This is a genomic window from Paenibacillus sp. 32352, assembly GCF_002042965.1.
Taxonomy (GTDB): Bacteria; Bacillota; Bacilli; order Paenibacillales; family NBRC-103111; genus Paenibacillus_S; species Paenibacillus_S vulneris.
On sequence record NZ_MZNT01000016.1, the window covers coordinates 140,883 to 153,246 of the forward strand.

The window sequence follows — 12,364 nt, forward strand, 5'->3', positions numbered from 1 at the left end:
CGGTGAAGCTGATGCAAGAGAAGGGCAGGATTCACATCGGTATTATTGGCATGGGCAATATGGGCAAGCTTTATTATGAGCAGCTGTCCCGGATGGAAGGCTGCCAGGTCGTCTCTATTTGGAGTCAAAAGGAAGAAAAAGTACATCGTCTCGCTGCCGAATACGGAGTTCAGGGCTTTACCGATTATATTGCGATGCTGGATGCAGGCAATCTGGATGCGGTTATCGTGGCGACTCCTCATTATCAGCATACGACCGTAACGATCGAGGCGCTGCGCCGAAATATTCACGTGCTGGTGGAAAAACCGGTAGCCGCCCATGTGAAGGATGCGGAGCGTATGATTGCTGTGTATGAAGAGCAGCGAAGGCATAAGCCGGATCTCGTATTTGCCGCCATCTATCAGCAGCGAACAGCTCCTGAGTGGCAGTATATCAGGCAAGTGGTGCAGGAAGGCAAGCTCGGGCGGCTAATGAGGTTCGCCTGGTTTAATACGAATTGGTTCCGTCCGCAGGCGTATTTTAACGTAGGGAACTGGCGGGGCACGTGGAAGGGCGAAGGCGGCGGCGTGTTGTTAAATCAGTGCGCGCACAATCTGGATATGATGTGGTGGCTGTTCGGCCTCCCTCAAGCGATTACAGCGATGGCTGCATTCGGAAAGTACCATCATATTGAGGTCGAGGATGAGGTTCATGCCATGCTGGAGTATCCGGGCGGGCTGATGGGAAGCTTCGTTGCGTCCACGTCGGAGTGTCCGGGCACGGACCGGCTGGAGATCGTAGGCGAATACGGCAAGCTTGTGTATGAGCACAAAAAAGTAACGCTGTATCAAAATACGGAGTCGGCGCTCGGCTACATTCAGCATGCCAAACGGGCCTTCGGTACCGTCCGGCACGACGTGGTTGAGATCGAATGGGACGGCAGTGCGGGGCCTGGACATGAACGGATTGTGGCAGATTTCCTCCAAGCGATCGCAGACCGGCAGGAACCGTTGGTACCTGCGGCTGAGGGCTTACACTCGCTGATGATTATTAACGGCATGGTATTATCCTCTATCCGCGAGAGCAAGGTGCGTCTGCCGCTAGACAGCGATGAATATGAGCGGGAGCTGCAAAGGCTGATCGAACATTCCACGTACCGTAAGCCGGAGGCGAGTCAGGAGCAGGTTATGGTGGATGTTCGGGAGTCATTTCGGTGAGGGGGATAAAAAGAAGAAACGGCTCTTGGCCGTTTGAGTCTGAGGGGAAGCATGAATGATTCAGATGGGGATGTGGCGCTCCGGTGAGGTATCCCCTTCCGGCCGCTGTTGTTCTCGGGAAATTCTGATTATAATCCGCTTTGATAGCGGGTATTTCCCGAGAACAAAGGCGGGCGCTACGCTCCTGCAGGGGACACCTCACCTCCAGCTGACGATGATGATCTGAATCTACAAGTTCCTCAGCAGACAGAAGAAACGGCGGTGGGTGCCGTTTCTTCTTTTTTTAAGAGGGTTTTAGGTAGGATTGAAATAAGGCTTTGATTTTTCCGCTCAAATAATGGCTTCCGCCGCGTTCCTGGACCTGCTCGACCATCAAGGAGAGCAAAAGCTGAGGCTTATCGGTGTTAAAGGCGACGAACCAGCCGTTCTCTTGTCCGGCGACATCCTTTTTCTGCTTCAGCTCGGCGGTGCCCGTTTTGCCTGCCAGACGCAGACCCTTGATCATCGCGGCATGGCCTGTGCCGGCCGGGTTTTCGATGACCTCGACCATTTTATCGGTCACGGTCTTGACGACATCAGGATCAAGCAGCCCGCTTTTCCAAGGCTCGGGCTTGGCTGCATCGCTTAAGAGCAAGGTCGGCTTCAGCATCGTTCCGTTGTTGGTAAATACTGTGTAGGTCGTCGCAACATGAAGTGAATTCATGACGACCTCTCCTTGACCATAGCCGGAGTCGGCCAATTGGATATCGTTCTTCATCTTCGCCGTGTTAGAGAGGGAGGAGGCATCGAACGCAAGCGGGAGGGGCAGCGGTTCACCGAACCCGAACTTGCCGGCATCCTGCATGAATTTTTGCTCGCCCAGCTCCAGCGCCGCCTGAGCGAAATAGATGTTGTCCGAATACATCATCGCTTTGGATAAATCGACCTGGCTCTGGGATGAAGACACCCGGGACACGTAATAATTGCCCCAGGAGGAATCCTTTTTCCACGTTTTCCCCGTAATTTCCTTCGCTGCATTCGGATCCAATGTGCGCTCCTGCAAGGCGATGGCCGCCGTGATAGGCTTAAACGCCGACCCCGGGGCATAAGCCCGGGCAAAACGGTTCAAAAGCGGCTTGTTCGGATCATCCGTCCAAGCTTTCCACTGATCGGCCGATACGCCGCTAATGAACAGATTGGGATTATACGATGGAGCGCTGACCAAGGCCAGCACTTCCCCTGTCATGGGCTGAATGGCGGCGCCGGACCCCGCGTCCTTGGCAAGCTGCCGGTACAAATCCGATTGGAGAGTCGAGTCGATCGTCAGCTTAACATCTTCACCATCGACCGCCTGCCGGCTCGCCAGAGTCGCTTTCTCCTTGCCGTCTGCATCTAGAATATAGATCCGTCCTCCATCGGTTCCTCTAAGCCTGGATTCCAGGGAAAGCTCCAGTCCGGTTTTGCCGATCCAATCGTCTACTGCATATCCTTTGTCCTTGTATTTGGCCAGCTCTTCTGCGGTCAATTTGCCTATGTACCCAACAAGATGGGCGGCTGCCTCCTCCAAGGGGTAGGAGCGCACCTTCTTGGTGCGATAGGTGACGCCGGGGATGGCCGTCAGAGCCTCCAGCCGTTGATCGCCCTTGGGCACAATCGTTACGGGAACGAAATAATCCGGCTTTACCCAAGAGGCATTAAGCAGATTTTGGATCGTTTTCGGGTCCAGCTTCAATAGATCAGCCAGCTTCTGGATCGAGGGGTCCGGAGTTTCCGGGAGCTTCTTGGGGATAAGGCCAAGCTCCAGCTTATCTTCGTTAATGGCCAGCCCGAAGCCCTGCCGGTCCAGAATTTCTCCACGCTGCGCCTTGGTATCCTCGACTCTTACTTTGTCCTTGTCTCCCAGCTTGGGATGAATATAAGTGGAGTCCCATTGGACTCTCCAATTTACGTCTTCTTTGACTATCAGCGCATTCTGATCATAGGATATGGGCCCATACGTGCTGTTCAGGTTCACGTGCAGTCTGTACGATTTTTTATCCTTGATTTTACGGGAATCGTCCTGCTCGACCGGCAGCCACTGGATGGACAAATCCTTCATGCCGATTCCTTCATAGATCGATTTGTGCCGGGTAACGAACGCGGCTGTGTCGATTTTTTGCTTGGAGTCCGTGGAGAGCCAATCGTACATGGCTTCGTATTGCTTTTGCTGCCACGCATTCGCGAAGGCTCGCATCGCATCATCCGGATTCGGCTCATTCCCTTTGCAGCCCGCCATTGCAACCAGCACGCAGGTCAGCGCAAGCAAGCGGCTCCAGGTCACCATTCGTTTCTTTTTCATGCTTCACCATTCCCTTGCATTTCCGTTGCTATCCTATTGTATAGATAAATTTGGCAGGGAAGAATGGCTGAACTCTGATAATCCCCTCACAGCCCACTGATGCGAAAAGGCAACAAAAAAAGGGAGACGATCCTCTCCCTTACATCATCTGAGCTGCCTGCTCCATCGAGCTGTCACCCCGCATCCGCTGCTTGAACTCCTTGGGCGAGCACTGGTTATGGCGCTTGAACAGCTTGTAAAACTGGGCCATATTCGGAATGCCGACAGCATCACCGATTTCCATAATACTGGCATCCTTGGTCAGCAGGAGCCGTTCGGCTTTTTTAATCCGTTTATAATTCACATAGTCAACAAACGACATGCCCATGACCTTTTTGAAAAACTTAATGAAATAATGATAGCTCAGATTAAGGACGGCGCACGCCTGTTCAATCGCGATTTTCTCGCTTAGGTGGGCGTCGATATAATCGAGGGCGGGCTGCAGCCTCATCAGCTCGGCATTGTCGGCCCCTTGAAGCAGATCCCGGTCGTCATGACGCAGAAGGAGCAGCAGCAGCCTGCGGATCGAAGCGCTTATCGCGAGCTCGTACCCCTTGGCCTTGCTTTGGGCTTCCTGATAGATGTCCATAATGAGATCAAACGCCTGCCGCTGCACCTCAGGCTTCTCGCGAAAAATATAGTTCAACTGCCCGAGCGGACGTCTGGCCTCGTTGAAATAAGCCAAGTAAGGCATCGTGCTCTCATCAAAATGCTGGGACAAATCGAACTGGCACACGATATAGCTGAGCGGCATCGGAAGCTCCTTGCGAGTCCGGTGAAGCTGGGAGGAGCCGAACAAATGGACATCGCCCTTCTGCAGCAGTCTTGAATCGTGCTTCGTTTGGATCCCCAGACCGCCTTCGGTCAGAATAAGAAACTCCACTTCTTTATGATAATGCCATTTATAGACCTTCGGAATCGATATGGTAGTGCCCGGGCTTTCGATCTGCCAAATTTTCAGGCGAAGCAGAGGATTCTGGTAATCGACGAGCTCATTAAATACAACGGTTTCCGTATCGTCCCACTTCGTCATACGCTTGCCGCAACCTCCGTTTCCACAAAAAGGAAGACTATATTGCATAATAAAATTAACGTTGAAATAAGAATAGTATAGCACGTTTGAATAGGACATGACATTATTGCATACAGATGGGGCAATTTTGAGAATATCTTTTTGTGCGGGGCATCTTATATAATCAAGGTACAAAAAAAGACCTATCAATGGAGGTAATAATCCCATGAGTCAAAAGCTGCGAGTCACGGTGTGGAATGAATTTCGGCATGAAAAAGAGAACGAAAAGGTTCGTTCCGTCTATCCCAACGGCATTCATCAAGCGATAGGAGAGGGCCTCGGAGCCGATGTGGAAGTGTCCTACGCCACCTTGGATGAGCCGGAGCACGGGCTGACGGAGGAAAAGCTGAACAACACGGATGTTCTCATCTGGTGGGGTCACAAGGCGCACGGCGCGGTGGAGGACGCTATTGTAGAGCGTGTCCATAAACGCGTGCTGCACGGCATGGGCTTGATCGTTCTGCATTCCGGCCATTTCTCCAAAATTTTCAAAAAGCTGATGGGTACCTCCTGCGATCTGAAATGGCGCGAAGCGGATGAAAAGGAACGCATCTGGGTTGTGGCTCCAAGCCATCCGATTGTGGAGGGCATCGGTCAATATATTGAATTGGAAGCGGAAGAAATGTACGGGGAGCACTTCGATATTCCTCAGCCGGATGAGCTGATTATGGTCAGCTGGTTTGAAGGCGGAGAGGTGTTCCGCAGCGGCTGCACGTTCCATCGCGGTCAAGGCAAAATCTTTTATTTCCGCCCGGGACACGAGACGTATCCAACCTATTACAACGAACAAGTACGCCGCGTGATTCGCAATGCAACGCATTGGGCAGCGCCATCGACTCGCGAATATCCGGTTTATGGGAACCACAAGCCATTGGAGACCATCAAGGCCAAGGTACAGCAGGGATAAGCCTGGCGGGGCGGTTATTGGCATCGGAAGGAATTGGAGGTCCGGTTGGAGCATATGCTGCTCTTACCGGGCTTTTTGATGTTATAGCTAAATGCGGCTGCACCTCTAGAAAAGGAGGATAATAGACGTTTTTCTCCCAATGGATGGGATTTTACAGCAAACCCGTTTACGTCTACGAGGATTTGGCTAAACAGATAATAGAGCCGCCCCTTGCGCAGGTGCAGCTCTTTTTCATCATGAAGAAGTGAAGGCTTGCAGCCTTATCTGGAAGTGCGCCGTTTGACGCGAGTCTTTTGTACGGGACCGGTTTTGCGTTTGCGGCGCCTTTTGCGTCTGGGGGTTACCTCCAGGCTGTCACCGTTTTTCTTCTTAAGGAGACCGCCCATCAGCACCTTGACTAGCGGAGCTACTTGTTGTACGCTTTGCACCATGCGCTGTACTTTCGACACCGTATCTACAATACCTTCGATACCACCGAGCCGATCAATGATTTGCTTGATTTGGCCGATGTTAATGTTGCTGTTCCCGCCGCCTCCCGATCCGCCCAGCAGAGTCGTTAATCCGCCTCCGCCGCCGTTGTTGGTTGCAGGGACAGGGGACTGCGCATAGCTGTTAATTTCCATTCCCGGATATTGAACAGGGTATTGTCCTCCTTCGAAAAAAGAGCCCGGCTGAGTAAAGCTGCGCATCGGATCACCTTGGTTTCCGATAGTTGGTCTTTGATAAGTCACGGGTTTTCACGATCCTTTATTATGGATTTCTAAGTCACTGGATGCCACTGGCAAAAAGTACCTTTGGACGTACCGAAAATTGGACATAGACGTTTTACCTAATTTAGTCTATGTTATAGGCGAATGAATGGATTGGACTCCTGTCACGGTTTTATCAGCTTTTTGATGTTTTACTTCATTACCGCATAAAAATAGTAAAGAATTGCTAATCTAAAGGGAGGATTTCCTCCATTGGTGTCGAATACATTAATGTAAGAATTGTTAGCAGACCATCATAGGGGTTGAACGAAAACATGCAATTGAAAAAATTAAATGATAAAGCGATCGATCAACTGTTCGAAGCGGTCCTGACGCTTAAAGATATTGAAGAATGCTACGTCTTTTTCGACGATTTGTGCACGGTGAACGAAATTCAGTCCCTGTCCCAGCGTTTGGAAGTGGCCCGGATGCTGCGCAAAGGCAATACATATAACCAAATTGAGGCGGAAACCGGTGCCAGCACGGCTACGATTTCCCGCGTCAAGCGCTGCTTGAACTACGGTAACGACGGTTATAAAATGACGCTGGAGCGCCTTGGACGCTAGCGGAAATGCGCAAGCTTATTCGCCATCCTTCCCGAACGTGAACCGGGAGGGATTTTCTTCGTGTACCAATAAAATCATTGCTGACGGTACCGTCAGGGAAGCTCTGGCTGGTATCTTATCCGGTGACTTCTGCTAAGGAACTGATCTGAAAAAGTTTATTCACAAAGTCGTTGAGCCGCCAGGGAACGGACTCGGCAGGATTATGCTATAATAGGAAAAAGCTGAGTAATAAGCGTGGTCGAACAGCCTGATTACATCGATAGATGGTTTTCTCGTACAGGGGAGAGGATATTCGTTGGTAAAACACGGCATATTAGTCATAAGTCACGGTTCACGCAGCGAAGAGTGGGTTCGGCTTGTGGACGAAGCGGTCCTGGCGATGCATGTGCCGGCGAATGTTCCGGTATACTCCTCCTTTCTGGAAATCGTGGAGGGGCGTCTGATCCAGGATGGAATCACCGCTTTGGAGATGCAGGGCGTGACAGATATTGTGGTTATCCCGCTGTTCGTTTCTTCAGGAAGCACTCATATCGATGAAATCAGCTATGCTCTCGGCGTTAAGAAGGAGCCTGTCCTTCCGACGGATATGCTTCCATTCGATATAAAAGCAAGAGTGCATTTTACATCGCCCATTGACGACGATCCGGATATAGCAGCTATCCTTTACGAGAAATTGAAGCCGCTATCGGTCGATCCCTCTCAGGAAATCGTTCTTTTAGTAGGGCACGGAAGTGTAGAAAAAGGATTCTTCGAGCCATGGCAGGACGGCATGAGGAAGCTGGCGATGCGCATTCAAGCGTTGGGCGGCTTCGATGAGGTCGATACAGCCATGCTGCTGCCCGATCAAATACCAAGCAAGCTGAACAAGTGGAGCGAGTGTAAGCCGCATCATACGGTGCTGGCAGCTCCGCTATTCTTAAGCGAAGGGTACTTCACGAACGAGGTAATTCCTTCTCGTATGCAAGGCTATACATATAAATATAATGGGAGAGCGCTGTTGCCGCATCCTCTGCTGACTCGGTGGATGGAGCGGCAGGCGGCTCCTTTTTTGGAGTGGTAACCATGCAGCAAATCGAGGCGAACGGGTGAATAAAGGAATGACCAAACGTGCAAGACTGATATACAATCCAACTTCCGGCAGGGAAGAAATGAGAAGGCGGCTGCCTGAAATATTGCAGCGGCTGGAGCGGGGCGGGCTGGAGACGTCTACGCACGCCACGATCGGCGAAGGCGACGCGACGCTTGCCGCAGCGGATGCGGTGGAGCGCGGCTTTGACGTGATCATTGCAGCAGGCGGCGACGGTACGCTGTATGAAGTGATCAACGGCATGGCGGAGAAGCCGCACCGTCCTCCGCTTGGGATTCTGCCTCTGGGCACGACCAACGACTTTGCCCGGGCGCTTAATATTCCGCGCAGCTGGGAAGGTGCGGTCGATGTTATTTTGCAGCAGCATACGAAGGTTATCGATGTCGGCAAAATGAATCAGCGCTACTTCATCAACATTGCCGGCGGAGGCTCTCTGACCGAGCTGACTTATGAGGTGCCGAGCAAGCTGAAGACAATGATCGGCCAGCTGGCCTATTATATGAAGGGACTGGAGAAGCTGCCGCGGCTTCGTCCGATCGAGCTGCATATCCGGACCGACGAAGCGGAATTCCACGAGGAAGTGATGCTGTTCCTCATTTCGAACAGCAACTCCGTAGGAGGCTTTGAGCGGTTGGCGCCCGACGCTTCCCTCAATGACGGCTTGTTCGATGTCCTGATCTTGAAAAAGTGTAATCTCGCCGAATTTATCCGCGTCGTCACCTTAGCGCTCCGCGGCGAGCATTTGGGTGACCCGAACATTATTTATTTTCAAACCCGCAACATTGAAGTGACCTCTCCGGATTATGTGCAGATCAATCTGGACGGCGAATTCGGCGGCACTCTGCCGTGCTTATTCACTAATTTGCCGTCTCATCTTCACATTTTCGTAGACGAGAGCGGTCAATCGGTATATAAAACGAACCCATTGCAGCAGATCAAGCTGCCTTGGAAAACCAAATCTGGAGTGGACGGACATGAGCACGAAGAGCAATAACGGCAGCAGAAGACCGCAGGGCAAGGGACGGCAGCAGGATGGTGCCCAAGCCCAAGGCGGCTATCGGAATGCAGGAAGAAGGACGGTGGGTCCTGCGCCAGATTTGAGTGGCCTGCCTGTGGCGAAGAACGAAGAATATGAAGCCGATATAGTCGGCATCGGGCACGAGGGAGAAGGGGTAGGCCGTGTGAACGGCTTTACCCTTTTTATTAAGGGAGCGCTGCCCGGAGAGCGGGTGCTGGTCAAGGTGCTGAAGCTGAAGAAGCAGTACGGCTACGCCAAGCTTCTGCGCATCCTCAAGGCAAGCCCCGATCGTATTGCGGCGCCCTGTCCGATCTACAGCCAATGCGGCGGCTGCCAGCTGCAGCATTTGAGCTATGAAGCGCAGCTCCGCTTCAAGCGGCAGCTTGTGGTGGACAACCTGGAGCGGATCGGTAAGCTTCAGGTAGCCGGAAGCGGAGATTTATCCAAGGGGCAGAGTACAGAAAACGCAGGATCATTTTCTAGAGCGGATAAGGGAGTTATCGTCCATCCGACGTTAGGGATGGACGATCCTTGGCGCTACCGCAACAAGGCGCAGGTGCCTATCGGCTACGAAGCGGCCTCGGCCGACCGCGAGGGCGGCTTGGTCGGGGGCTTCTACGCCCAAGGCAGCCACCGCATCATCGATATGGATGAGTGCCTCATCCAGCAGGAGAACAACGACCTCGTCGTAGCCGAGGTCAAGCGCATTGCCCGTGAGCTGGGGATCCGAGCATATAATGAGGAGACCCATAAGGGCCTGCTGCGCCACGTCGTGGCGCGTTACGGCTTCAACACAGGCGACATCATGGTCGTCCTCATCACGAACGGCGAAAGCCTGCCGTACGCGGACGAGCTGGTCGGCCTGCTGCGCCAAGCCATTCCTGGCATTAAGAGCATCTGCCAGAACATCAACAAAGAGCGGACCAATGTTATCTTCGGCGACAAGACGAAGGTGCTCTGGGGCGACGATGTGATCTATGACACCATCGGAGACATCCGCTTCGCGATCTCGGCGCGGTCGTTCTATCAAGTGAACCCCGTACAGACCGAGGTGCTGTACGGGAAGGCGCTCGACTTCGCCGGGCTGACCGGCGAAGAGACCGTGATCGATGCCTACTGCGGCATCGGCACGATTTCGCTGTTCTTGGCGCAGCGCGCACGCCAAGTGTACGGCGTCGAGATCGTCGGCGAAGCGATCGACGATGCTCGGCGCAATGCGCGGCTGAACGGCATCCGCAACGTTCAGTTCGAGACCGGCGCGGCCGAGGCCGTCATCCCCGAATGGCGTCGGCAGGGCATCGCCCCCGACGTCATCGTGGTTGACCCGCCGCGCAAAGGCTGCGACGCCGCGCTGCTCGACACGATCCTCGAGATGAGACCATCTCGAGTGGTGTACGTGTCGTGCAATCCCTCGACTCTGGCGAGGGACTTGCAGGTGCTCGCGGCGGGCGGCTACACCACCGTCGAGGTCCAGCCGGTGGATATGTTTCCGCATACGGTGCATGTGGAAAGTGTTTGTTTGTTGGTGAGGACTGGTGTAAATAACAAATAAATCCATGCTATAACAAATAAAGTCCTGCCAAAATCGCAATAAACTCATGCTAATCCTTAAACGAGAGCCGGAGCATGGGGCAGTCTGCATCCCAAATTTTTATCAATCATTATCCCAAGCCGAGCGTTACTCAGGCAAATCCCCTGATCCCGCTCGGCTTTTGTTTTCCCACTTAAAGGATGGAAACTGAGTCGCCGCGGCACTGGAAACCCTTATATTTCTAAGTTTTTCCCAGGCTTAAACCCATCCAAATGTCTTTCCCAATCGATCCCCAATCATTTACTCAATCGCATTTCCCAGTGGTTTTACTCAATCAATAACCTCGGTTTTCCATGTCCTTTCCTCAATGTTACGCCCTACCCATATCAAGACATTATTGCGAAATAGAAAAAAGTTATGCTATGAAAAGTTGAGGATTTGTTCACGACTTTAATTATCCCTGAAACGGTGCATAGCGGGGTTAGAGGGTTAATTTAGCAGGGGTTTATTTATTTTGAACATAGTTATCCTTATTGTTGTATATAAAAGATTAATGTAATATATACCTGAGTGAGGCAAATGGAAAATTATATGAGGTGTCGTTGATATGAATAAACGTGGAGTCTTTGATAAATTATTCAATAGGATAACAAAAGAGGATTCAATCGAGTACATTACTAAGTATAGTCCCACTAACGAGGATTTGCGGGAGAAAAAGAAGAAAGAACTTCGTCAAATCTTCATTGATTTGGCTGAGATAATACCAGATGATAATTTTGAAAGTTTCGTTGAATTAGCTGTCACTAAAAAAATGATTGGTTTGCCTGCATATACTTATAAATTATCAAATATGGATTACTTTAACAAAAAGACGATAGAGCAATTAGACGGGGGGTTTAGGAAACAAGACCATCCGATGTCAAATGCATATACTATATCTGTAAACCCATATGTACCTAGTCTTCAGTTAATAGAACTTTCGTTTCAAATAAAAGAGTATTCAGAACATTGGCGTACTGGTGAACAAAATATAGAAAGTATCACTGGGGTGTATTATTCAAATGTTACTCTTGATTTAGTAAATAACATCATAACTATACATACTGGTAACGATGCTATCCATGAGACTATTGTTAACTTCTTGGGGCTAGTATACGGATTACCTATTGTCCCTTATACGTTAAAGAGAATAACAACAACTTGGGATGCTAATGAGAATGCGAGTTTTAAGACAGCTTTGTTGTTGGATTTTATTAATAATCGACTTAAATCTAGGGAGATATCTTCGAATTATAAGGAAATTAAATTTAAGGTTAGTAGCTCAGATATAAAAGATGTAACAATAAATGGGAAAAATATTTTGACATCGTATTTAGCATGCGAATATATCACCCTAGGGAAAGATATTGATCAATTCAAAGTATCGATGACTTTTGATGATAAAAACTTCACGGTATCTTTTATGTTGAAGGGTCGTGACTTAGATATTCTAAAAATTGTAATATTAGATACAAATGACGACATATTCAAACAGGATGTTATGAAGTTAATTCAATCGGAGTATATAAAGATGTGTTCAGATGGAATCGCAAATGAAACAGAAATAAAAAATTTGCTTCAAACCATTTATAAAAAATTTGCTCAGAAAGATTCGCAATATACTGATACAATTGAGGAAACTACCATCAAGAATCTGTTAATATTCTCCAAAATATTGGATAGACTTAATAAAGATCAGGTTACAATTGAGCTAGTTAACGACTTCCTAGTCAATAATAAAGCGGCTTTAGATTCAACTGGTTATAAATCGAGTGTGGAGGTATTGAAACCAATCGGTAATTGGCTTTCCTGATTTAGATCAATATGAATAGTTAGGACTGGT

10 protein-coding genes are annotated in these 12,364 nt (G+C 50.1%); 7 read left to right on the plus strand and 3 right to left on the minus strand.

The window, feature by feature from the left end:
* The first annotated feature begins 11 nt into the window (after positions 1–11).
* Positions 12–1,196, plus strand: a complete 1,185-nt coding sequence (locus tag B1728_RS30080) for a Gfo/Idh/MocA family protein (protein WP_179136264.1) — start codon at positions 12–14, stop codon at positions 1,194–1,196.
* Positions 1,197–1,479: 283 nt separating this feature from the next.
* On the opposite strand, the gene B1728_RS30085 is transcribed toward B1728_RS30080, so the two are convergent.
* Complete coding sequence (locus B1728_RS30085; protein ID WP_079914122.1) at positions 1,480–3,513, minus strand: penicillin-binding transpeptidase domain-containing protein; 2,034 nt, start codon at positions 3,511–3,513, stop codon at positions 1,480–1,482.
* A gap of 139 nt (positions 3,514–3,652) precedes the next feature.
* The gene (locus tag B1728_RS30090) at positions 3,653–4,585 is read right to left on the minus strand and encodes a helix-turn-helix domain-containing protein (protein WP_079914123.1); all 933 of its coding nucleotides are present in this window, start codon (positions 4,583–4,585) and stop codon (positions 3,653–3,655) included.
* Positions 4,586–4,790: 205 nt separating this feature from the next.
* Here B1728_RS30090 and B1728_RS30095 point away from each other — a divergent pair, with 205 nt between their 5' ends.
* Positions 4,791–5,531 carry a ThuA domain-containing protein gene (locus tag B1728_RS30095; RefSeq protein WP_079914124.1) on the plus strand — a complete coding sequence of 247 codons (741 nt, stop codon included), beginning with the start codon at positions 4,791–4,793 and terminating at the stop codon, positions 5,529–5,531.
* Between the two features lie 260 nt (positions 5,532–5,791).
* Here B1728_RS30095 and B1728_RS30100 read toward each other — a convergent pair whose 3' ends face one another.
* Positions 5,792–6,262 carry a hypothetical protein gene (locus B1728_RS30100; protein WP_256865578.1) on the minus strand — a complete coding sequence of 157 codons (471 nt, stop codon included), beginning with the start codon at positions 6,260–6,262 and terminating at the stop codon, positions 5,792–5,794.
* Between the two features lie 293 nt (positions 6,263–6,555).
* Here B1728_RS30100 and B1728_RS30105 point away from each other — a divergent pair, with 293 nt between their 5' ends.
* The 5 genes from B1728_RS30105 (at position 6,556) to B1728_RS30125 (ending at position 12,334) form a co-directional block, all read left to right on the plus strand.
* Positions 6,556–6,846 carry a YerC/YecD family TrpR-related protein gene (locus B1728_RS30105; protein WP_028549983.1) on the plus strand — a complete coding sequence of 97 codons (291 nt, stop codon included), beginning with the start codon at positions 6,556–6,558 and terminating at the stop codon, positions 6,844–6,846.
* A 295-nt stretch (positions 6,847–7,141) separates the two neighbouring features.
* Positions 7,142–7,906, plus strand: coding sequence for a sirohydrochlorin chelatase (locus tag B1728_RS30110; RefSeq protein WP_079914125.1), 765 nt, complete (start codon positions 7,142–7,144; stop codon positions 7,904–7,906).
* Positions 7,907–7,943: 37 nt separating this feature from the next.
* Positions 7,944–8,927: a diacylglycerol kinase gene (locus B1728_RS30115; RefSeq protein ID WP_079914126.1), complete on the plus strand. Its 984-nt coding sequence runs from the start codon at positions 7,944–7,946 to the stop codon at positions 8,925–8,927.
* Positions 8,908–10,503 (plus strand): 23S rRNA (uracil(1939)-C(5))-methyltransferase RlmD, encoded by a 1,596-nt coding sequence (gene rlmD / locus B1728_RS30120; RefSeq protein ID WP_079914127.1) that lies wholly within the window; start codon positions 8,908–8,910, stop codon positions 10,501–10,503. The genes B1728_RS30115 and rlmD overlap by 20 nt, the downstream gene beginning before the upstream one ends.
* Positions 10,504–11,089: 586 nt before the next feature.
* Positions 11,090–12,334, plus strand: coding sequence for a hypothetical protein (locus tag B1728_RS30125; RefSeq protein ID WP_079914128.1), 1,245 nt, complete (start codon positions 11,090–11,092; stop codon positions 12,332–12,334).
* The last annotated feature ends 30 nt before the right edge of the window (positions 12,335–12,364 follow it).

Coding starts and splice junctions, on each gene's coding strand:
- B1728_RS30080 (WP_179136264.1), top strand. CDS start 12: ATGCAAGAGAAGGGCAGGATTCACATCGGTATTATTGGCATGGGCAAT.
- B1728_RS30085 (WP_079914122.1), bottom strand. CDS start 3,513: ATGAAAAAGAAACGAATGGTGACCTGGAGCCGCTTGCTTGCGCTGACC.
- B1728_RS30090 (WP_079914123.1), bottom strand. CDS start 4,585: ATGACGAAGTGGGACGATACGGAAACCGTTGTATTTAATGAGCTCGTC.
- B1728_RS30095 (WP_079914124.1), top strand. CDS start 4,791: ATGAGTCAAAAGCTGCGAGTCACGGTGTGGAATGAATTTCGGCATGAA.
- B1728_RS30105 (WP_028549983.1), top strand. CDS start 6,556: ATGCAATTGAAAAAATTAAATGATAAAGCGATCGATCAACTGTTCGAA.
- B1728_RS30115 (WP_079914126.1), top strand. CDS start 7,944: ATGACCAAACGTGCAAGACTGATATACAATCCAACTTCCGGCAGGGAA.
- rlmD (WP_079914127.1), top strand. CDS start 8,908: ATGAGCACGAAGAGCAATAACGGCAGCAGAAGACCGCAGGGCAAGGGA.
- B1728_RS30125 (WP_079914128.1), top strand. CDS start 11,090: ATGAATAAACGTGGAGTCTTTGATAAATTATTCAATAGGATAACAAAA.